Source organism: Mycobacterium sp. E2238 (assembly GCF_001672665.1).
Taxonomy (GTDB): Bacteria; Actinomycetota; Actinomycetes; order Mycobacteriales; family Mycobacteriaceae; genus Mycobacterium.
In genome coordinates, this window is record NZ_LZKF01000072.1 from 1 (window position 1) to 21,174 (window position 21,174).

Annotated in this window: 16 protein-coding genes and 1 pseudogene; 12 read left to right on the forward strand and 5 right to left on the reverse strand. The window is 66.0% G+C overall.

From position 1 onward, the window contains the following. Nucleotides 1-64 precede the first annotated feature (64 nt). The 10 genes and pseudogenes from A5711_RS05875 to A5711_RS26055 form a co-directional block, all read left to right on the forward strand. Nucleotides 65-643, forward strand: a pseudogene (locus tag A5711_RS05875) (MCE family protein); the annotation flags it as partial. Between the two features lie 11 nt (nt 644-654). Beyond that, nucleotides 655-1,671: an MCE family protein gene (locus A5711_RS05880; protein WP_067944699.1), complete on the forward strand. Its 1,017-nt coding sequence runs from the start codon at nt 655-657 to the stop codon at nt 1,669-1,671. Next, nucleotides 1,668-2,837 (forward strand): MCE family protein, encoded by a 1,170-nt coding sequence (locus tag A5711_RS05885; protein ID WP_067944700.1) that lies wholly within the window; start codon nt 1,668-1,670, stop codon nt 2,835-2,837. The genes A5711_RS05880 and A5711_RS05885 overlap by 4 nt, the downstream gene beginning before the upstream one ends. Continuing rightward, complete coding sequence (locus tag A5711_RS05890) at nt 2,837-4,180, forward strand: MCE family protein (protein ID WP_067944701.1); 1,344 nt, start codon at nt 2,837-2,839, stop codon at nt 4,178-4,180. The genes A5711_RS05885 and A5711_RS05890 overlap by 1 nt, the downstream gene beginning before the upstream one ends. An 8-nt stretch (nt 4,181-4,188) precedes the next feature. After that, nucleotides 4,189-5,298, forward strand: coding sequence for a virulence factor Mce family protein (locus tag A5711_RS05895; RefSeq protein ID WP_369806134.1), 1,110 nt, complete (start codon nt 4,189-4,191; stop codon nt 5,296-5,298). Next, nucleotides 5,299-6,777 carry an MCE family protein gene (locus A5711_RS05900; RefSeq protein WP_067944703.1) on the forward strand — a complete coding sequence of 493 codons (1,479 nt, stop codon included), beginning with the start codon at nt 5,299-5,301 and terminating at the stop codon, nt 6,775-6,777. It abuts the gene before it with no gap. A gap of 13 nt (nt 6,778-6,790) precedes the next feature. Continuing rightward, complete coding sequence (locus A5711_RS05905) at nt 6,791-7,453, forward strand: Mce protein (protein WP_067944704.1); 663 nt, start codon at nt 6,791-6,793, stop codon at nt 7,451-7,453. Further along, complete coding sequence (locus A5711_RS05910) at nt 7,450-8,070, forward strand: hypothetical protein (protein WP_156744799.1); 621 nt, start codon at nt 7,450-7,452, stop codon at nt 8,068-8,070. Before A5711_RS05905 ends, A5711_RS05910 begins: the two co-directional genes overlap by 4 nt. Nucleotides 8,071-8,102: 32 nt before the next feature. After that, complete coding sequence (locus tag A5711_RS05915) at nt 8,103-8,576, forward strand: CAP domain-containing protein (protein WP_067944709.1); 474 nt, start codon at nt 8,103-8,105, stop codon at nt 8,574-8,576. Nucleotides 8,577-8,619: 43 nt separating this feature from the next. Next, nucleotides 8,620-10,332: a molybdopterin-dependent oxidoreductase gene (locus A5711_RS26055; protein ID WP_082975659.1), complete on the forward strand. Its 1,713-nt coding sequence runs from the start codon at nt 8,620-8,622 to the stop codon at nt 10,330-10,332. On the opposite strand, the gene A5711_RS27890 is transcribed toward A5711_RS26055, so the two are convergent. From A5711_RS27890 to A5711_RS05930, 3 genes are all read right to left on the reverse strand, one after another. Next, nucleotides 10,329-10,451, reverse strand: coding sequence for a hypothetical protein (locus A5711_RS27890; protein ID WP_255398169.1), 123 nt, complete (start codon nt 10,449-10,451; stop codon nt 10,329-10,331). The genes A5711_RS26055 and A5711_RS27890 overlap by 4 nt on opposite strands. A 130-nt stretch (nt 10,452-10,581) precedes the next feature. Next, nucleotides 10,582-10,842 carry a hypothetical protein gene (locus A5711_RS05925; protein ID WP_067944711.1) on the reverse strand — a complete coding sequence of 87 codons (261 nt, stop codon included), beginning with the start codon at nt 10,840-10,842 and terminating at the stop codon, nt 10,582-10,584. Between the two features lie 145 nt (nt 10,843-10,987). Continuing rightward, nucleotides 10,988-15,172 (reverse strand): bifunctional nitrate reductase/sulfite reductase flavoprotein subunit alpha, encoded by a 4,185-nt coding sequence (locus A5711_RS05930; RefSeq protein WP_067944705.1) that lies wholly within the window; start codon nt 15,170-15,172, stop codon nt 10,988-10,990. A gap of 309 nt (nt 15,173-15,481) precedes the next feature. On the opposite strand from A5711_RS05930, the gene A5711_RS05935 reads away from it, so the two are divergent. Next, on the forward strand, nt 15,482-15,949 hold the full coding sequence (locus tag A5711_RS05935) for an LppP/LprE family lipoprotein (RefSeq protein WP_067944712.1): 468 nt from the start codon (nt 15,482-15,484) through the stop codon (nt 15,947-15,949). A gap of 30 nt (nt 15,950-15,979) precedes the next feature. Here the strand turns inward: A5711_RS05935 and A5711_RS05940 are convergent, their stop codons facing one another. Next, on the reverse strand, nt 15,980-17,932 hold the full coding sequence (locus A5711_RS05940; RefSeq protein ID WP_067944706.1) for an acyl-CoA dehydrogenase: 1,953 nt from the start codon (nt 17,930-17,932) through the stop codon (nt 15,980-15,982). Nucleotides 17,933-18,060: 128 nt separating this feature from the next. On the opposite strand from A5711_RS05940, the gene A5711_RS05945 reads away from it, so the two are divergent. After that, the gene (locus tag A5711_RS05945; RefSeq protein WP_067944707.1) at nt 18,061-19,176 is read left to right on the forward strand and encodes an esterase-like activity of phytase family protein; all 1,116 of its coding nucleotides are present in this window, start codon (nt 18,061-18,063) and stop codon (nt 19,174-19,176) included. Here the strand turns inward: A5711_RS05945 and A5711_RS05950 are convergent. Beyond that, nucleotides 19,135-21,051 (reverse strand): ATP-binding cassette domain-containing protein, encoded by a 1,917-nt coding sequence (locus A5711_RS05950; RefSeq protein ID WP_231987424.1) that lies wholly within the window; start codon nt 21,049-21,051, stop codon nt 19,135-19,137. The two genes, A5711_RS05945 and A5711_RS05950, sit on opposite strands and share 42 nt — an antisense overlap. Nucleotides 21,052-21,174 lie beyond the last annotated feature (123 nt).

Here is a 21,174-nt window from a genome sequence, read left to right on the forward strand (position 1 = left end):
AATGTTCTGGGCCGCATCGGAATAGACCGCCGTCGTCTTGCCGAACAGCCTCCAGTCCTTATCGATGGTGTCCATCCTCGACTCGGCGACTACGACCAGCAACACGCTGACCGAGAACCAGCGGTCGGTCGACACGCTGTTGTTGTCGGCGGTCGGCTTGAGCCAGACCGGCATCAACGTCATCGGCAGGAACGAATCCAACATCGTGCGGTCCATCAACCTGCTCGATCCGACCACGGCGCTGCTGAACAAGTACTCGCCGACGTTCACCTGCCTGTTCCAGGGCGCGCAATGGTACGTCGACCACGGCGGTCGAGACGCACTGGGCGGCAACGGTTACTCGGTGATCTTGGACGCCGGGCTGTTGTTCGGTGACGACCCCTACCGCTACCCGAAACACCTTCCGAAGACGAACGCCACCGGCGGCCCCGGGGGCAAGCCCAGCTGTGGGTCGCTGCCCGACCCGAGTGCCAACTTCCCGGTGCGTGCGCTGGTTACCGACACCGGGTGGGGTGCGGCTCCGAACGAGATCCGCACCAACATGGCCGTCGGCAATCCGTGGTGGGCGAACTGGTTCCCGACCACGAAGAACCCGCCGGAAGCGCCGCGCTACTTCTACCGTGGGGGACAACCGCCGCCGTGAAAAGACGAAAGATGTCCGCCATCATCGTGCGCATCGCCGCTTTCACGGCGGTGTGCGCGGTCTTCACGTTCACCCTGATCACCGTGTTCGGTCAATTTCGCTTCGAGGACCGCACCGGCTACCAGGCCGTTTTCACGAACATCTCCGGGCTGAAGTCCGGCAACTTCGTGCGCATCGCGGGGGTGGAGGTCGGCAAGGTCGGAGACCTGCACTTGCAGCGCGACGGCACCGTCGTGATCGGTTTCTCGGTGGACAAAGGTGTGCGCCTCACCGAGGGCACCAAAGCCCTTGTGCGCTATGAGAACTTGATCGGTGACCGATACCTCGCGCTCGAGGAGGGGCCCGGCTTCCCGCAGCGGCTACCGGCGGGCGCAACGATTCCGTTGGCCCGGACGTCGCCCGCATTGGACATCGATGCGCTGATCGGTGGGTTCCGGCCGCTGTTCCGGGCGCTGGACCCCGACCAGGTCAACGCGTTGTCCGGTCAATTGCTCCGAATCTTCCAGGGACAAGGCGGAATCCTCGCCTCGGTGCTGGCCCAGACCTCGATGCTGACCTCGACGTTGGCCGGGCGCAGTGAACTGATCAGCGAGCTGATCACAAACCTGAACACCGTGTTGCACACCTTTGCCACCCGCGATCGCGAGTTCTCTGACGGCCTCGACAAGCTGTCGGAGTTTGTGGATGGCTTGGCGCGGCGCAAAGACGACATCTCCACGGGGCTCGCCTACATCAACGCGGCGGCCGGTTCGGTCGCCGATCTCCTTGTCCAGGCCCGCCAGCCGATCAAGGACGTCGTGCACGAGACGGATCGCATGTCAGCGCAGGTGCTTTCGGATCGTGACTACGTCGATAACCTCCTCAAGCAACTGCCCGATATCTACCAGGTCCTGGCAAGACAAGGCCTCAACGGTGATTACTTCGGCTTTTACTTTTGCGAGGTCCTGATGAAGGTCAACGGAAAGGGCGGCAACCCGATCTTCATCAAGCTGGTCGGGCAGCCGAGCGGACGGTGCACGCCGCAATGAACCAGTCCAAAATCAAAGCCGGCGTCCGGCAAAGCCCATGGAAGATCGGCGCGATGGGTGTCTTCATGTTGGCCTGTGTGACCGTTGCGGCCTTCAACTACGAGAAGCTCCCATTCATCAAGAACACCAACGACTACGCGGCATACTTCTCCGAGGCCGGCGGCATTCGAACGGGTAACTCGGTGCGAGTTTCCGGGATGGGGGTCGGCAGGGTCACCGACATCAAATTGGAGGGGACCAAGGTCCGGGTCGGCTTCACCGTCCGCAAATTCATCACGCTGGGCGACCGCACCGAAGCCGCGATCAAGACCGAAACCATCCTCGGCGCCAAGATGCTCGAGCTCACCTCCCGCGGCGAGGGAAAGCTCTCGGGCACCATTCCCCTGAATAGGACCCACTCGCCGTACGACCTCCCCGATGCGCTCGGAGACCTGACCACACAGATCAGCGGGCTGGACACCGCGCAGTTATCCTCTGCTCTAACCACTTTGGCGGACACCTTCAGGCAAACACCCTCGGAGGTCAGGCCCGCGTTGGAAGGTGTGGCCCGGTTCTCCGAGACACTGAACAACCGCGACACGCAGCTGCGCAACCTGCTGGGGAACGCGAACAAGGTCTCGACGGTGCTGGGCCGTCGCAGCCAACAAATCGCCGCTCTGGTGGCGGACTCCAATGCGCTGCTCGCGGCGCTGCTGGACGAACGCGATTCCATCGACGCGCTGATGAACAATCTCACCGCGGTGTCACATCAGGTTTCGGGGCTGGTCAACGACAACAGGACGCAGCTCAAGCCGGCCCTCGACAAGCTCAACGGCGTGCTCGAGGTCCTCGACAACCGCAAGCAGGACATCCAGGCGAGCCTGCCCAAATTCAAGCGCTACGCGATGTCGTTCGGCGAATGCCTAGGCTCTGGACCGTTTTTCAAGGCCTACGTGGCCAACCTGATACCGGGGCAGCTCAGCGGGCCGACGATCGATGCGCGCATGTACAACCGGTTCTTGGACCCCGAGCAGAAGCTGCCTTCTGAGTCGGTGGACCCGCCCACCGGAACGCCGCCCGTGCCGCCGGAGCAGGCGCCGCACCCGATTTGGTCTCAGCCCCCCTCGCCGGGGCCGGCGCCGGGCCCACCGCCCGAGCCCGCGAACGCCGGCACGGGGGGACAGTGATGAGCCGGCGCACGCTGCAACGACTGACCGCGATCAGCCTGGTCGGCACCCTCGCCGTGGCTTCGTTCCTGGTCGGCTCGAAGCTGTGGAAGGACGTCGAAAAGAACACCTACACGGCATATTTCACCGAGGCGAACGGCCTCTTCGTCGGCGACGATGTGCGGATCCTCGGCGTCTCGGTCGGCGTTATCGACAAGATCGAGCCGCAACCCAATAGCTCCAAGGTGACGTTTTCCGTCGACAAGCAGTACGCCATCCCGGCCGACGCCCGCGCCGCGATCCTGTCGCCGTCCCTGGTGACGCCCCGGGCGGTTCAACTCGTTCCCGCGTACTCGGGCGGCCCGAAGCTGAGCCCCGGCGCCTCGATACCGCTCGGTCGCACAGCGGTCCCCGTCGAATGGGATGACTTCCGCAAGCAGCTGGAAAAGCTGACCGAGGCGCTGCAGCCGACCTCCGCGGACGGGGTGAATTCGATCGGTGAGTTCATCAACTCGACCGCCGACAACGTGCGCGGCCAAGGTGACACCGCCCGCGACACCGTGATTAAGCTCTCCGCGGCGATCTCGGCGCTCGGCGATCACGCCGACGACATCTTCAGCACGGTGCGCAATCTGCAGCTGTTGGTGTCGGCGCTGTCTTCCAGCAGTGATCTGCTGGCCTCGTTCAACCAGAACTTGGCCAGCGTGACCACACTGCTCACCAACACGCCCAACGAAGTCGCCACTGCCGTCAAGGGTCTCGACGGGGCACTCACCGATCTGCGCGATTTCCTCTCCGAGAACCGGGAAGCGATGGGTGTCACGTTCGACCGGCTGGCTTCCGTCACGACCGCGTTGAACGACAGTCGCATGGACATCAAACAAATCCTGCACATCGCCCCGACGGTGTTCCAGAACTTCCTCAACATCTACCAGCCGGCGCAAAGCGCGATGACCGGCATCATCGCGCTGAACAACTTCGCCGACATCCCGCAATGGATCTGCAGTTCCATCGAGGCCGCATCGCGGGCCCGCTTGGACCGGGTGTCGAAGCTGTGCCTGCAGTACATCAACCCGATCATCAAAAACCGGCTCTACAACTACATTCCCGCCGGGCTCAACCCCTTTGTCGGGACTCAGGCCCGGCCGGGCGAGATCACCTACAGCGAGGACTGGCTCCGGCCCGGGTACACCCCTCCGGCACCGCCGCCCGACGCAACCCCGCCGCCGCCCGACGCACCCCCACCTCCGGCGTCCACCGAACCGCCGCCGGGTGAGGCACCCGCGCCGCCACCACCACCGAACGGCACGGTCAACTCGACCCAGGTGTTGCGGGATCTGATGCTTCCGGCGGGTGCCTCATGAGGCGCGCGATGGGGACGTTGCTCTGCCTTGTCTGCGTCGCCGTCCTTCCCGCCTGTGGGTGGAAGGGGCTGAACTCGTTCACCTTGCCCGGCACCTCCGGGAACGGGCCGGGCTCCTACACCGTCCAGGCCCAGATGCCCGATGTCGTGACCATTCAGGAGAACACGCGGGTTCGGGTCGACGATGTCAACGTCGGCAACGTGACCAAGATTCAGCTGCAGGACTGGCACGCACTGGTCACCATGCGCATCAACGGGGATGTGCATCTGCCGGCCAATTCGACGGCCAAGCTGGGCCAGACCAGCTTGCTCGGCTCGATGCACATCGAGCTCGCGCCACCCAAAGACGAACCGCCCGTCGGCCAGCTGAAGAACGGGTCGGTCATCCCGTTAGCGCACGCGAGCATGTATCCGACCACCGAGCAGACGCTTGCCTCCGTCTCGATCCTGCTGAACGGCGGCGGCATCGGGCAGCTGCAGGAGATCACGCAGTCGATCGCCAAGGCATTCGCCGGGCGCGAAAACGACATGCGCAGCCTGCTGAAGCAACTGGACGAGTTCATCGCCCGGACCAACGACCAGACCGACGACATCATTGCCGCGGCCGAGAATCTCAACTCGCTGGTCGGCCAGTTCGCCGATAAGGACGCAACAGTCGACAAGGCGTTGATCACCGTGCCCAAAGCGCTGAGGGTGTTGGCCGACGAGCGCACCAAGATCGCCGACGCGATCGATCAACTCGGCAAGTTCAGCGCCATCGCGGCCGATACCGTGCGCCAGAGCAAGGAATCTCTGGTCAACAACCTGCGCAGTATCGCGCCGGTGCTGCGATCGCTCGCCGACGCGGGACCGTCCTTGACCAAGGGACTGGACGGCTTGGTGGCCTACCCGTGGCCGGCGTCGACCGCGCGGAATTGGTTCCGTGGTGACTACGCCAACCTCACCCTGATTGTCGACCTGACGCTGAGCCGCCTGGACACCGGGTTCTTCACCGGCTCACGGTGGGAAGGCAACCTCACCCAGCTCGAACTGCAGTGGGGACGCACGATCGGGATGCAGCCCAGTCCGGCCACCGCGGGCAACCCGCTGACCTATCCATATCATTTCGGGGGCTACTGAATGCTGCGTCTGAACCGAAGAACGTGGATACAACTGTCGATCCTCTCGCTGGTGACGGTCGTGTCCTGTGGGGCAATGGCATTCAACTACATGAAGCTGCCGGAAACGCTCTTCGGGATCGGCGAATACGTCGTCACCGTCGACCTGCCCCAGTCGGGCGGGCTCTACCAGACCTCGGTTGTCACCTATCGCGGCACCGATGTCGGTCAGGTCAAGTCGGTCGATGTGACCGCCACCGGCGTCCGCGCGGTGCTCGCCATCAGATCCGGCGTCAAGGTGCCCGCCGACGTCCAGGCATCGGTGCACAGCCGCTCGGCGATCGGCGAGCAATACATCGAGCTCACCCCCAAGCCCGGCAAGGACGGCGAGCACGGCCGCGCGCTGCGAGCCGGGGATGTCATTCCCGCCGGCCGAGTTGACGTACCCGTCGACATCGGTCATCTGCTCGACGTGACCAACCGTGCGCTGCAGGCGATTCCGCGCGACAACCTTCGCACCGTGGTCGACGAGACGGACCGTGCGGTCGGTGGTCTCGGACCCGAGTTGTCCCGAATCGTCGACGGATCGACCGCCCTGGCCATTGCCGGAGGGCAGACCGTCGGCCCGCTCGCCGCGTTGATCGACCAGACGCCTCCGGTGCTCAACTCCCAGATCCAGACCTCGGATTCCATTGCCAGGTGGGCGAATCGCACCGCCGCCATCACGGCCCAGTTCAAGGCGCAGGACGCCGCGCTGCGGGACCTGTTGACGCAGGGCACCAACGGAGTGGAGGAAAGTCGCGCGCTGCTCGACCGGGTCACGCCCGCGCTGCCCGTGCTGTTCGCAAACCTGGTCAGCCTGGGCGACATCGCCGTCGTGTATCGCCATGACATCGAGCAGCTTCTGGTGCTGTTCCCCCAGGGCATCGCGGCCATGGCCGCAATCGTCGTGCCCAGCTCGAACACCAAGCAGGAGTACCGGGGCGCCCAGCTGGACTTCAACCTCAACATCAACCTGCCACCGCCATGCACGACGGGGTATCTGCCGCCGACTCAGCGCCGGTCGCCGGCCAACGTGGACGCACCGGACCGCCCGGCCGCGGATCTGTTCTGCCGTGTTCCGCAAGACTCGGAGTTCAATGTCCGTGGGGTGCGGAACATTCCGTGCGAGAGCAAGCCGTGGAAGCGCGCGCCCACGGTCGAACTGTGCGAAAGCGACGAAGAATACGTGCCGCTCAACGACGGCTACAACTGGAAGGGCGACCCGAACGCCACCTATAGCGGGCAGGGCGTTCCGATGTATCCGCCGGGACAAGATCCGCGGCTTCCACCGCCGCGGGGGACCGCGCCACCGGCGCCCGCGCCGCCGCCGTTCGCAGTCGCGACCTATGACCCGGCCAACGGCGACTACATCGGCCCCGATGGGCACCGCTATACCGAGTTCGACCTGGCGCACCCCCGTGCCAAGAACTGGCAGTCACTCTTGGTGCCGCCGGCGTAAGCAAAGGAGCAGGATGACCGAAGGAACGAAACAGCCCGAAACCGCTGATGCCGCCGACGAACTCGGCGAGGCGACAGCGGTCGGCGCCCACGATGTCGATGATGCCGAAACCGCGGCGGAGACCGACGAGACCACCGAGAGCACAGCCGGTTTGAAGAGCCGGCTCGCCCGCCTGCGGCACCGGGCCGGTCCGCGACTTTCGCGAACCGGGCGGGCGTTGGTGGCGGGCGGCGTCGTCGTGGCGGCCCTGGCGGGACTGACCGGTTGGCTGGGTTACCAGGCCTACCAGAAGCATGAGGCCCAAGCCCAGCGTGATCTGTTCGTGCAGGTTGCTCGTCAGGGCGCGGTGAACCTCACCACCATCAACTACACGGAGGTCGACTCAGACGTGCAACGCATCCTCGATCTGGCCACGGGGGCGTTCCGTGACGACTTCGAGCAGCGGTCCAAGCCGTTCATCGAAGTCGTCAAGGCGGCGCAGTCGAAATCGGAGGGCACGGTCACCGACGCGGGCCTGGAATCGCAGCGCGGCGACTCGGCGCAGGTGCTGGTGGCGGTCGCGGTGAAGTCGCGCACCGCCGGCGGCGAGGAGGCGCCCCGCGAATGGCGGATGCGAATAGAGGTCCGCTCGGTCGGCCAGGACGCCAAGGTCTCGAACGTGGTGTTCGTGCCATGACGACTCTCAACGAAAGGGCCATACAGGACGAGGAATTCGTCGAGGCCGACGACGAGGCCACGCCCGAGGGCGCCGTCGATATCGACGAGACGTCCGACGACCAGCCCGACACCCGCACGCGGGAACGGCGGCCGATCCCGTGGTCGCGCGTCCTTGCGTACGGGGTGCTGCCCGGACTGGCGCTGCTGCTCACGCTGACGGCGGGCTACTTCAAGTGGGTGGCGGCCTCGGCCGACGACGTGGCGCGAGCCCGCACCGAAGTGGTGAAAGTCGCCGGCGACGACGCCGTCGCCCTGTTGTCGTACAAGGCGGATTCGGTGGACAAAGACCTGGGGGCCGCGCGCGAGCGGCTGACCGGTGATTTCAAGGACGCCTACACGGAGCTGACCCGCCAGGTGGTGATTCCGGGGGCAAAAGAGAAGCACATCACCGCGGCCGCCAAAGTCGCTGCGGCAGCGCCGGTTTCAGTGACATCCCGTCACGCCGTGGTCCTGCTATTCGTCAACCAAACCGTCACCGTCGGCGAGGGCGCTCCCACCGATACCCAGCCCGTGGTCCGGGTGACGCTGGACAAGGTCAACGGCCGGTGGCTGGTCTCGCATTTCGATCCGGTGTGAGGGCAGTAACCATGATCGGGTGGGTACGCGTGATGCCCGCGGCCGTGCTGGCCGCGGCGCCGGTGATGCTGGCCGCCCCCTCGGCGCACGCCGACAACAAGCGGCTCAACAGCGCCGTCGTGTCCGCCGTCTACACCTTGCAACATCAGGCGGGCTGCACCAACGACGTCATCCGGGACAACGCGCTCACGCTGGCCGCCCAATGGCACGCCGACGACATGATGAATAACCGAAACATCAACGATGACATCGGATCTGACGGATCGACACCGCAGGACCGGGCCAATGCCGCCGGTTTCCGCGGCAAGGCGGCCGAGACGATCGCGATCAACCCGGCCATCGCCATCAGCAGCCTGGAGCTGGTCAACCAGTGGTATTACAACCCCGACGACATGGCGATCATTCGCGACTGCGCCAACAGCTCCATGGGGGTGTGGTCGGAGAACAGTATGGACCGGACCGTCGTGGTGGCGATGTACGGCCAACCGGCCCCACGCAACCGATGACAACGCTGAAAGAAGGTGCCCATTGAGCCCGACGCCGCCGAGTATGGACCTGGTCGAAAGCGCGCCGCGGTTGACCATCGGCCAACTGGCGGAATTGCGCGGCCTGGACCCGCAGCTGCAGGTGATCGACGTGCGCAGCCAGGATGAGATGGCGCGGGGCATCATCCCGGGCGCGCGGGGGATTCCATTGTCGACGCTGACTGATTCGCTTTCCGCCCTCAATCCGGCGGCCCCGGTGGTCGTTTACTGCGGCAGCGGCGATCACTCGATCGCCGCGGCGAGCCTGCTGCGAGCCTCGGGCTTCGACGACGTTTCGGACTTGGTTGGGGGATTCGCCGCCTGGCAAGGCGCCGGATTCCCGGTATCTGTCGGCAACGAGATCGTCGTCGACACACCACAAGTCGGTCCCCGGGCGGCCAAGGCACTTCTCGACGCGGGCGCGCTGCTGCTTGACGTGCGTGAGCCCGGCGAATGGTGTACCGAGCACGCGCCGACCGCGATGTTGTTGCCGGCCGAGCGCGTGCGCACTCGAGAACATGAACTGCCTCGGGACCGCCGCATCGTTGTGGTGTGCCGCTCGGGTGGACGATCCGAGGCGGTGACGGTTTCGCTTCGCCGTTCGGGCTTCGACGCGGTGAACCTGGCCGGCGGTATGTGCGCGTGGGCGGCCGCCGGATTACCGGTCGTTACCCATGGTGGCGGGCCCGCACTTGTCGTCCACCGCGAGGATCCGCTCAATTGCGAGACATCGCTTCCCGAGCTGATCGGTGGCGTCGTGATGCCCTCCGACCACTTCTACGTCCGCAACCACTTCAGCACGCCGGTGGTAGATCCGGACCAATATGAGCTGACGGTCGGCGGAACGGTCGAGCGGACGTTACGGCTGCGCTTGGGCGATTTGCACAACATGCCGAAACAGTCGATAGTCGCCACGCTGGAATGCGCGGGCAACGGTCGCGCACAGTTCGATCCACCCGTCGACGGCGAACAGTGGCGGTTCGGGGCGGCGAGCACCGCCGAATGGACGGGTGTTCCGCTCGTCGAGATTCTTGATCGGGCGGGCCTGGCGGCGCAGGCCCACGATGTCGTGTTCCGTGGCGCCGATGCGGGTTTGGTCGACGGCGCGACGGCGCCGGTGCGATTCGAGCGCGCCTTGTCGGTACGGGATGCTTGCGACTCGGGTGCGATCGTCGCCTATGCGATGAACGGCGAGCCGCTACCACTGCAGCACGGTCGCCCCGTCCGGCTGATAGTGCCGGGCTGGTATTCCGTCGCGTCGGTCAAGTGGCTCACCGAGATTGAAGTCGTTGACCATGTTTTCGAGGCCTTCTTCCAAACGAAGCGGTACCACTACGAATGGGACGGTGGCGACGGCGTCGTCCGTGAGCCGGTCCGCCTGCAGCGTGTCCGCGCGCTGATCGCCCAGCCCGCCGATGGCGCCACGGTGACCGCCGGGACAATCGTCGTGCGAGGCGTCGCCTGGTCGGGCGCGGCGCCGATAGATCGCGTGGACGTTTGTATCGGCGGCGGCCCGTGGCAGGCCGCCCGACTGGTCGGTGAACGCCGCCGGCACAGCTGGCAATGGTGGGAGCTGTTCACCCGATGCGACGTTGTTGGGACCCAGACCGTACGTGCGCGGGCTACCGACGAGGCGGGCAACACGCAGCCGGAGCAACCGGACTGGAACCGGTTCGGGTACGGCGGCAACGCGATTCAGGCGATTTCCATCGAGGTTCTCCCGGGCCCGCAGGCCTAGCCGTCGAGTCGCGACAGCGCCGTCTCCACGTCCGAGGTCGTGCCGCGGTTATAGGGCAGTTTGGACAGCGCCGCGGCCATGGCGCAGGTGTCGCTCAGGGCGGAGTAAGCGCCGCTCAACGGCCCGCGAGACGACGCCCGCGGCCACTGGCTTCGGCAAACTACCGGGGAAGCGGATGTCCGCGCCGATTGAAACCCCGGTGATTCCTTTGGGCCGAATATGGGACGGCTTGGGGGCGGCCGGGCGGCGCTAACGGCTGGAGAGGGAGTCGGACCCCTCCGAGGTGGCGCGGCCGTCCTTGGCGATTTCTTCGCAGGCGCACCACTGACCCCGGTCCTGCAGCCTTCGCCGAAGTTGCGTGCCGCGCTTGAGCATCAGGTGCTGCGTGTAGACCTTGTCGCGCTGCTGCGGCGAGAATGCCAAGTCCAAGTTGATCGGCAGGCCGGCCCAATCGACCCGATCATCGTCCGCGGCGCTCCGCAGCCGGCACTGCAATGGGCAGACCCGCACGCTGTCTTCGAGGGGCCCGTCAAAGTCCAGAGCCACGCCTACGTCCCTCCTCGACGCAACCAATGACTGAATGTTGCAGCGAGCTTGTTTCAGCGACAGGCGCGCGACGTTTCCGTCGTATTACGAGTGGGGCGAGGCGGGAGGCTCAGTAGACGTCGCGGTGGTAGCGCTTGTCGGCGCTCAGCGACTGGACGTACTCCTTTGCCCCGTCGGCGTCGAGGCCGCCGTGTTCGGCCGCGATCTCGCAGAGCGCGCGGTCGACGTCCTTGGCCATGGGGTCTGCCGTACCGCAGACGTACAGCTGGGCGCCGTCTTGCAGCCAGCGCCACAACTCGGATCCACGGTTGCGCATCAGATGCTGCACGTAGACCTTCTGCTGCTGGTCCCGAGAGAACGCGAGGTCCAGTTCGGTGAGGAAACCGTCGTCACGCATCTGCTCGAGTTCGTCGCGGTAGTAGTAATCGGTGGCGGCGTGCTGCTCGCCGAAGAACAGCCAGTTGGGTCCGGTGTGCCCGAGCGCGCGACGCTCCTGCAGGAAACCGCGGAAGGGCGCGATTCCGGTTCCGGGACCGATCATGATCATCGGCGTATCTGACTCGCGGGGTGGACGGAAGTTGCTCGATGGCTGCAGGTAGACGGCCACCCGATCACCGGGTGAGCGGTCGGCCAGGTAGGTCGAGCATACCCCGCGACGCGGGACGCCCTGAAAGTTGTAGCGCACCGGCGAGACCGTCAGGTGAACTTCCCCGGGGCACTCTTTGGGACTCGACGAGATCGAGTACAGGCGCGGCTGTAGGCGTTTGAGCACCCTCAGCCACTCGTGGGCCGACGCCCATACCGGGTGCTGTGCCAGCAGGTCGATCGACTGGCGCCCCCACGACCAATCCGACAGTGCGCGCTTGTTTTCCGGCTTCAGCAGCTCCGCGAGTGTCGCGTCGCCGGTGCGCTCCTGCACGAACCGCACCAGGTCCCGGCTGATGTGGGCGATCTCGATGCGCTCGGTGAGCGCGGAGCGCAACGACATCAGACCGTGTTCGCCGACCTCGACGGGCGTCTGCCCGTCCAGTCCGGTGACGGCCAGCCACTCGTCGACCAATCGGTCGCTGTTGCGGGGCCAGACCCCGAGCGCGTCACCGGCCTCGTAGCTCACGGCTTCCTCCGGCAGGCTGAAAACCAGATGCCGCACGTCTTTGGTCGATGTCGGCCGACTCAACACGGTGTTGCGGACCATGTCCGTGATCAGCGGGTGTTTCTTGGTGTAGCCGACCGCCCCGGTCCCGTTGGCCGGTCGAACCGGCGCGGCAGCCGCGGCGGTGGCCCCCGTACCGCCATCCCGGCCCACGGGCGCGGGCGTGCGCGACAGCGCCCGGATGACACCGCTCAGCCACTTGCCCGCGGCGTCGTCGTAGTCCGGTTCGCAGTCCACCCGGTCGACGATGCGGGTCGCCCCCAATTCGGCCAGACGCTCGTCGAGTTTGCGGCCATGGCCGCAGAAGTCGTCGTAGTTGGAGTCACCGAGTGCGAGCACGGCATAGCGGGTGTCGGTGAATTTCGTTGCGCCGTCGGCTGTCAACGCGCGCCAGAATCCGGCCCCGTTGTCCGGCGGTTCACCGTCACCGGTGGTGCTGGTGACCAGTAGCAGCTCCCGAGTGGTCGCCAGTTCAGCCACCGGGAAGTCGTCCATCGCACGCAACGAGACCGGCACGTCGGCATTGCCCAGCCGGGCGGCGATGTCGGCGGCGAGCTCTTCGGCGTTCCCAGTTTGCGATGCCCACAGCACCACCACGGGGGCCCGTTTGGCGGGCTTGGCTCCGGGTGGCCGGAGCCTCGGTTCGTTGGCCACCGTCGCCGGCCGCGGGGCCTCTTCGCGTGAGAACAGGCCCGCGAGCAGTCCATCCACCCAAAGCCGGGTTCCGGGATCGAAGGGAGCGCTTTGCGGCAGGGTCGGCACCCCGGCGGTGCGCCGGCCCGCATCCGACCGCAGTGCGGTCAACATCCCGGCAAGGTAGGAGCGGCCCAGCTCGTCGAATTCCGGCGCGGGTTTGGTTGCGACGCCGAGCAAGTCGGCGAGGGCGTCGACGTGTGAAGCGCTGATTTCCGGTACCTCCACCGGCGCGGGTTCTGGTGTTTCGGCGCTCGGATCCGCGGCGGCCGCAGAGACTTTCGCCAACGTGACGGCGCACGCCTTGAATTCCGGCTGGTTCGAGATCGGGTCCACCGCGTCGTTGGTGACTGCGTTGATCGCCAGGTATTCGCCGAACACGTCGTTCCAGTGGAACGGGGCGAAGCAGTTGCCGGGGCGCACCCGGTCGCTGATCGCGGCGGGCAGGACGGCGCGGCCGCGGCGGGAAGCGATTTCGATCGCGTCGCCGTCGACGATCTGCAGCCGTGCGGCGTCGTCCGGGTGAATTTCCACGAACGGCCCCGGGTTGAGCTTGTTGAGCTTGGCGACCTTGCCGGTTTTGGTCATCGTGTGCCACTGGTGCGGCAGGCGACCGGTGTTCAGCAGAAACGGGTAGTCGTCGTCCGGCATTTCCTCGGGCGGCAGGTGCGGGCGGGCGAAGAACACCGCACGACCGTTCGCGGTGGGGAAGGCCAGCCGGGGAGCGCTGCCGTCCTCGCGGACCAGCCTGGCCTGGCTGACACCGTCGTTGAGGTAACGAATGGGGTTGCGGTCGGCCGTGCTTTCGGGTGCGCATGGCCATTGCAGCGGGCCCTGACGCAGCCGTTCGTAGCTGACGCCCCGCAGGTCGTAGCCGGTTTTCGGGTTCGAGAACCGTTTGATCTCTTCGAAGACCTCTTCGGCGGAGCCATAGCTGAAAGCGTCCGAAAAACCCATCTCGCAGGCGATCCGGGCGATGATCTGCCAGTCGGGCATCGCGTCACCCGGCGCGGTGACGGCCGGCTGAAACAGCGTCATGTTGCGCTCGGAATTGACCATCACGCCCTCGGCCTCGGACCACAGGGCCGCCGGCAGCAGCACATCGGCGTATTCGTTGGTCTCCGTTTCGAGGAAGGCGTCCTGGGTGATAACCAAGTCGGCCCGCTCCAGGCCGGCCAGCACGGTCCTCCGATTGGCAACGGAGGCAACGGGATTGGTGCACACGATCCAGCACGCTTTGATTTCACCGCCGGCCATCCGGGAGAACATGTCGATTGTGCCGGTGCCGACCTCGGTGCGGAGCGTCCCGCGAGGGATGCCCCACTGGTCTTCGGTGAAGGCGCGGTCCTCCGCGGATAACACCGAGCGCTGACCCGGCAACCCCGGCCCCATGTAACCCATTTCGCGGCCGCCCATCGCGTTGGGCTGTCCGGTGAGCGAGAAGGGTCCGCTGCCGGGTTTGCAGATCGCGCCGGTGGCCAGGTGAAGGTTGCAGAGGGCGTTGGTGTTCCAGGTGCCGTGGGTGCTCTGGTTGAGCCCCATGGTCCAGCAGCTCACGAAATTCTCTGCCTCGCCGATCATCCGGGCCGCAGCGCGGATGTGTTCGTCGGGAATGCCGGTGATTTCGCTCACCTTGTCGGGGGTGTACTGCTCCAGGAAGCTGGGCATCACCTCCCAGCCCTCGGTGAACTCGGCGATGAAGTCGGAATCGGTGTGCCCGTTTTCAACGATCTGCTGCAGCAACCCGTTGAGCAGTGCGAGATCGGAGCCGGGGGAGATCTGCAGGAACAGGTCGGCCTTGTCGGCGGTCGCGGTGCGGCGCGGATCGACGACGATGAGTTTTGCGCCGGCCTTGACGCGGTCCATCATCCGCAAGAACAAGATGGGGTGACAGTCAGCCATGTTGGCGCCGATGACGAAGAAGACGTCGGCGTGCTCGAAGTCTTGATATGAGCCGGGTGGTCCGTCGGCGCCCAGGGAGAGCTTGTAGCCGGAACCCGCGCTGGCCATGCACAGCCGCGAGTTCGACTCGATCTGGTTGGTGCCGATGAAGCCCTTGGTGAGCTTGTTCGCCAAATACTGCGCCTCGATGGACATCTGACCCGACACGTACATCGCGAAGGAATCCGGGCCGTGGGTGTCGATGATCGCCCGTAACCGGTTCGCGCACTGGGCGATTGCCCGGTCCATATCGACGGGCTCGGCGGGCTCACCGCGGTCGGTGCGGACGTGCGCGGACTCCATCCGCCCGGGCGCAGCAAGCAGGTCGGAAGTGGTGGCACCCTTGGTGCACAACCGGCCGAAGTTGGCTGGATGTTCTTTGTTTCCAACAGACTTCGTGATGTGACGACGACCGCTCTCGGGATCGGTTGTGACCTGCAGCACCATTCCGCAGCCGACGCCGCAGTATGCGCACATGGTGTTCACGGCATCGCGGTGTGACGCCATGGACTCCCTGGTCACGCACTTCCTCCTTTGAGCGCAACGGGCTTACGTTGAATGGTGCGACGAGGATGTTTCGGCACCGGATATCCGGAGTTTCCCCCGCTTTACGGCTTCCTCTCACCGGCCAAAGCGCCCGCGTGATGTCGTGGAAAAGCCGCATACCCCCAGTTCAGGATGGGTCATCGTCGACCCGCCGACTGCGCTCAAGGCTACCGGCGGGGCCGGGCGGATTACCTGTCAGAACAGGGTCTCCGACCAAACAGATGGGACATTCACAGCCTTCGCTAAGCTCACCGAGTGCGTCGGCTGATTGTGATCCTGCTGATCCTGCTGGTCTCCGGTTGCGGGTCGAAGCAAGCCGGTTCGCCGCCGGCGTCACCCGACAAGTGCAAGGATTCCGACGGGCCGACACCCGCCACGGTGCAGCGGGCCATCGCCTCGGTCCCCATCGCCGTCCCCGGTACGACGTGGGTGGAAATCGCTCGCGGTCATGCCAAGAAGTGCCGCTTGTACTGGGTGCAGATCATCCCGACGATCGCCAGTGAATCCACCGGCCAGCAGCTGCTGTTCTTCGATCACAACACCACGCTGGGTTCTCCGACCCCAAATCCCAAGCCGTACATCACGGTTCTGCCACCCTTGGATGACGCCGTCGCGGTCCAGTACCAATGGCTGAAGGGCAACGATCAGCCCTGCTGTCCCACCGGCGTTGGCACGGTGAAGTTCGAGATCGGCCCGGACGGCAAGCTGAAGGCGCTCGGGAAGATCCCGAATCAATGACGTTGCGTTACAACGTGATCAACCGAGCCGTCAGTTCGTGACCTGGTCCGCCAAGTTTTCCGGGTGCAGCATCTCGGCGTAGCGCAGTTGCTCCGGAATCCCGAAGCCGTCGACGAGCGTTTCCGCGTGCGGGCGCAGCGCGCGGCACCGATCGTTGATGCCGCGGGTGACGGCTTTGGCCCGTTCGGTGGACAGGTATCGATGCTCGATGTACCAGGCCTTGTCGTCCTCGATCACCGACAGCGCGTAGAGATCACAAAGAATGCCGAGCAGTTCGCGGGTTTCCTCGTGCGGACACGCCTCGATGCCGGCGACGAACGCTTCGAGCACCACCCGGTCGATGTGCGCGGAAGCGGCGTGCAGCACGTGATCCTGCACCGCGTTGAACGCGTCGAATTCCGGCATCTCCTTGGATTTGGCCTGCAGTCGACGCGCAACGCTCGCCAGCAGGTATTCCTCGCGGTCCTCGAACATCTTGATCTGGGTGCCGCGGTTGAAGAGGCTGCCCTCTTCCTCGCTGTCCTGCCGGGAATCAACGATGGTTTGGATAATCGTCTCGGCCGCAGTGCGTTTGACGACGCGCTCCCCGACGGTGTTGGCGGCGAAACGCACCCATTCGACCGGGCTCATGCTGCGGATGTCGTCGGCGTAAGCCGTCAGCAGCTCCTTGGCCACCAATTGCGTCAGCACGTGGTTGTCGCCCTCGAATGTGGTGAAGACGTCGGTGTCGCCGCGCAGCGCGATCAACCGGTTCTCGGCCATGTAGCCCGCGCCACCGCAAGCCTCCCGCGCCTCCTGAATCGCCCGGGACGCGTGCCATGTGTTGGCCGCCTTCAGCCCGGCGGCGCGCGCCTCCAATTCACGCTGCTCGTCGGCGTCGACGGCGTCCGCGGTCTGGATGTCGTGGCATTTACTGACCAGCTCGTTCTGGGCGAACTGCAACGCGTATGACTTCGCGATCAACGGAAACAGCCGGCGCTGATGCACCAGGTAGTCCATGATCAGCACCTCGGACTCGTCATCCGGCGCGCTGAATTGCTTGCGTTGCAACGCGTATCGCGTGGCGATGTCCAGCGCGACGCGACCCGCGGCGCCCGCGCTGCCGCCCACCGTGATCCGCCCGCGGACCAACGTGCCCAGCATGGTGAAGAATCGGCGGTTCGGATTCTCGATCGGCGAGCTGTAGGTGCCGTCCGGCGCCACGTCGCCGTATTTGTTCAGCAGGTTCACCCGCGGGACGCGTACGTGGTCGAACACGATGCGGCCGTTGTCGACTCCGGGCAGGCCGCCCTTGTATTCACAGTCCGAGGTGGTCACCCCGGGCAAGTCGTTGCCGTCGGCGTCGCGGATCGGCACCATCAGGCAGTGCACGCCGTGGTGGAGCGGTTTGCCGTCCTCGTGCGTGATCAGTTGCGCGAATACCGCTGCCATGGTGGCGGTTTCGGCCGCGCCGCCGATGTAGTCCTTGCGCGCCGTCGGCGTGGGGGAGTCGATGACGAACTCTTCGGTCTCGGGATCGTAGGTCGCAGTGGTCTCCAGCGACTGGACGTCGCTGCCGTGCCCGGTCTCGGTCATCGCGAAGCAGCCCCGCAACTCGAGGCTGATGATCTTCTTCACGTAAGCCTCGTGATGACGCTCGGTGCCCAGGTTCTCCACGGCGCCGCCGAACAGGCCCCACTGGACGCCGGCCTTCACCATCAACGACAGGTCCGACATCGCCAGCATCTCGATCATCGTGATCGCCGCGCCGATGTCGCCGGTGCCGCCATGTTCCTTACGGAAGTTGTCGGCCGCGGCGCCGAACGCGGCCATGATTCTCATCTGCTCGGCCACCTTGGTGCGCGCGATCACCGTGTTCGGGGTGTAGTGCGGCCGGAAGAGGTCCTCGCTCATGGTGGATCGCAGCTGGTTTCTCGTGTCCCGCCAACGCCCGTCGAGGGCGTTGCGCAGCTGCTCGGCAATGGTTGCGGTGTCTGGCGCCATAACCCGACCGTATCCTGCGGTTCCCGCCGCGGGAATAACGACCTGATGACCGGGCCGAGCATTCCTCCAGTGCGAGGTCGAGGCCCGATTCTCGCGCTGAGTGCACCCTCGGCGATACGTTCTCGGGTATGTGCCGTCTACGGGTGGCGTCCGTGTGCCTCGCCCTGCTGCTGGGGGGATGCGCGCCCGCGCACCCGCCCGCTCCGGCGCCCACGCCGCGGCCGATGCTCACTTACCTCGGTCAGTCACAGATTCCGTTCAACGCGACCTTCGACGGCACCGTCATCGGCGGGTTGTCGGCACTCAGCTATGACGCGGGCCGGCAGCTGTATTACGTCATCAGCGACGACCGTTCGGAGAAGAATCCGGCCCGGTTTTACACCGTGCAATTGTCGTTGTCGGACAGGGGAATCGACAAAGTCACCTTCACCGGCACCCGGCCGCTGCTGGACCGCTCCGGCCAGCCGTTCCCGCCGCTCAGGGCGGACGCCACGCCGCCCGTCATTCCCCCCGACCCCGAGGGCATCGCCTTCGATCCAGGGCGGCAGCGGCTGTATTGGTCCTCCGAAGGCGAGCGGCGCACCTCGGGGCCGTTGCTGCTCGACCCATGGGTTCGATCGGCCGCGCTCGACGGTGCCTACCTGGGCCAGTTCACGCTGCCGGCCAACTTGGCGATGTCCGCGCAGGCCACGGGTCCGCGCCGGAACAAGGCGCTGGAGGGATTGGCGCTGACGCCCGACGGCCAAACGCTGTTCGCCGCGATGGAGGATCCCGGATACAACGACGGGCCCGTCAGCGACGACGGCCACCGCGTGCTCACCCGGGTCACCAAGTTCGACGTCGCCTCCGGCGAGCCCACCGCCCAATACGCGTATCCGATGGAGCCGCCCACGCCGCCCGCCGATGTCAACGGCCTCTCCGACCTGGTCGCGCTGTCGGACACCGCGTTCCTGGTGATCGAACGATCCTCCGCCATGCCGCCGACCGTGCGGATCTACCGGGCCGAGATCGGCGCGGCTACGGACGTTTTGGCCACCCCGTCGATGCAGAACGTCGCGGTGACCCCGATGAGCAAGACCCTGGCGGTCGACTTGTCCGCCACGCCGGGACTGTCGCCCCTCGACAATGTCGAGGGCATCACGCTGGGGCCGAAGCTGCCCGACGGTCGTCAGTCGGTGGTGCTGGTCAGCGACAACAATTTCTCACCGAGACAGGTCACTCAGTTCCTGTTGTTCGCGATGTGACGGTCTAGGAGCCGCGTGGGGAACCGGCCTCAGCCGGTAGAGGGCGAAGCCCGCGGCCGCGACGCCCAAGAGCACCAGCATCGTCATGTCGAACACCCACCAGCCGCTGTAGTGGGTCCACATCTGCGAGTTGGCGGCCAGCGCGTCGACCCTGCGCAGGTCAACGGTGGACGCCGACGCGGCAAAGCCCCATTGGGCCGGGACGAACCAGGAGACCTGTTGGAAGCCCCATTTGCTCACCAGCTGAACGAGGCTTCCGTTGAACAGCGCCGACGCCAGGATCACCGGCAGCAGTAGCGGCAGCACTTCACGCAGCGACGTGCCGAGCGTCGACAACGCAAGCCCGACCACGGCGGACACGATGGCCGTCACCGCCACGCCGGCATAGAGCTCGACCGTGGCGTTGTGCAGCAGGACGGCGCCCCGCGCGGGCCCGCCCCTCTCGGCGACGACGAGGGCGAACACGACGGCGGTCAGGATGGCCGCGGCCAGGCCGAACACCAGGATCTTGGCGGCCAGGTAGGCCGCGCTCGACAGCCCGAGAGCCTGTTCGCGCCGGAAGATGCGCTGCTCACGCACCACGGCCCGGATGGTCAGCGTGGTGCCGATGATCACCGCGGCGAAGTTGAGCGCGGCCAGAATCTCGATGGCCTCGTGCGGGTGAGCACTCCCCGGCCCGGGTCGGGCGAGGCCCGAATCGCCCGGAATCAGCAGGGTCAGGCCCGCCAGCACGAACGGCAAGATCGCCAAGAGCACGAAGTAGACGCGGTCGGCGAAAATCAGCCGGGCGTCGCGGCGGGCCAACAGCCGGATCTGCCGCGGCACGGGGAGCTCGGCGGGGGGCGGTGCCGGGGCGGTGGTCTCCGGTGGTGTCGTCACCGCCGACTCCGGGGGCCGGTCGCGGAAGGCGCGGTGGGTTCCGTCGGGGTCGGCGCTCACCCGCTCGAGTACCTTCGACCAGTCGGTGGTGGCCATCACGGACTCGATCTGCTGGGGCGGCCCCAGAAAGGCCGGCGTCCCGGCTGAGGTGAGAACCAGCACTTGGTCGCACACGTTGAGGTCCGTCGACCACGTCTGCGACGACACGGCCGCCACGACCACGCAGCCGATGTCGGCCTGGCGCCGCAGCATTGCCATCACGTGCCGTTGTTGCTCCGGATTCAGACCGGCGCTCGGCTCGTCGACGACGAGCAGTGTCGGCCGGCTGATGAGCTCGACCGCCAGCGCGGCGCACCGGCGCACCTCGGGCGACAGCTTGCCGATCCGGGTTGCCGCATGTGGTGTCAGCTCGAGCTCCTCGAGGACCTGGCTGACCACGCGGTCGCGTTGCTCACGTGAGATATCTTGCGGCAGACGGATTTCGGCGGCGTATCGCAACGCCTGTGCGACGGTCAACTGGCGATGCAGGCGGTCCTCGGACGAGACGATGCCGATCCGGGTGCGCATGGATTCCGGCTCGGCGAGCACGTCGTGGCCGTCGACGGTGACCCGCCCGGAGCTGAGCTGCCTGGTGCCGGCGAGCAGCCCGAGCAGCGCGGAGTTGCGTGCGGCGGACGGCCCGACGATTGCGGTGAATACGCCCGGGCGTGCCGCGAACGAAATGTCGGAGAGGATCTCGCGCCCTTCGATGCCGAGGCTCAGCTGGTATGCGACCACCCCCACCGTGCGCGCGTCGGCTTTGAGTGGCAGGCGATAGGTGGCATTCGCCTCCGCGGTTCGGAAGGAGGGGCGCGCGACCCGCAGCTTCGAGGTGATCATCCGCTCGATGAGGCCTGGGCCACTCGGCTCCGGTACCTCGGCTGCGGGCGCGGGCTGTGCGGGCGGTGGCGGGGCCGGAGGCTCGACCGCCGGCGGTTGCGGCGGCACGACACGCATGCGCTGGGTCTCGCGCTGGGTCGGTGCGCGCAGGTTCGGATCGATCGGGCGAACGGAATCACCCCGGCGATGATCGCGATCACCGCGCAGAGCGCCCCCATGACCGATGCCTGTGCCAACTCT

Excerpts from the sequence above, each read along its gene's own strand:
- A5711_RS05910 (WP_156744799.1), top strand. The coding sequence starts at position 7,450 with ATGACGACTCTCAACGAAAGGGCCATACAGGACGAGGAATTCGTCGAG.
- A5711_RS05930 (WP_067944705.1), bottom strand. The coding sequence starts at position 15,172 with ATGGCGTCACACCGCGATGCCGTGAACACCATGTGCGCATACTGCGGC.
- A5711_RS26055 (WP_082975659.1), top strand. The coding sequence starts at position 8,620 with ATGGACCTGGTCGAAAGCGCGCCGCGGTTGACCATCGGCCAACTGGCG.
- A5711_RS05895 (WP_369806134.1), top strand. The coding sequence starts at position 4,189 with ATGGGGACGTTGCTCTGCCTTGTCTGCGTCGCCGTCCTTCCCGCCTGT.
- A5711_RS05885 (WP_067944700.1), top strand. The coding sequence starts at position 1,668 with ATGAACCAGTCCAAAATCAAAGCCGGCGTCCGGCAAAGCCCATGGAAG.
- A5711_RS05900 (WP_067944703.1), top strand. The coding sequence starts at position 5,299 with ATGCTGCGTCTGAACCGAAGAACGTGGATACAACTGTCGATCCTCTCG.
- A5711_RS05905 (WP_067944704.1), top strand. The coding sequence starts at position 6,791 with ATGACCGAAGGAACGAAACAGCCCGAAACCGCTGATGCCGCCGACGAA.
- A5711_RS05915 (WP_067944709.1), top strand. The coding sequence starts at position 8,103 with ATGCCCGCGGCCGTGCTGGCCGCGGCGCCGGTGATGCTGGCCGCCCCC.
- A5711_RS05890 (WP_067944701.1), top strand. The coding sequence starts at position 2,837 with ATGAGCCGGCGCACGCTGCAACGACTGACCGCGATCAGCCTGGTCGGC.
- A5711_RS05940 (WP_067944706.1), bottom strand. The coding sequence starts at position 17,932 with ATGGCGCCAGACACCGCAACCATTGCCGAGCAGCTGCGCAACGCCCTC.
- A5711_RS05945 (WP_067944707.1), top strand. The coding sequence starts at position 18,061 with ATGTGCCGTCTACGGGTGGCGTCCGTGTGCCTCGCCCTGCTGCTGGGG.
- A5711_RS05880 (WP_067944699.1), top strand. The coding sequence starts at position 655 with ATGTCCGCCATCATCGTGCGCATCGCCGCTTTCACGGCGGTGTGCGCG.
- A5711_RS05950 (WP_231987424.1), bottom strand. The coding sequence starts at position 21,051 with ATGCGTGTCGTGCCGCCGCAACCGCCGGCGGTCGAGCCTCCGGCCCCG.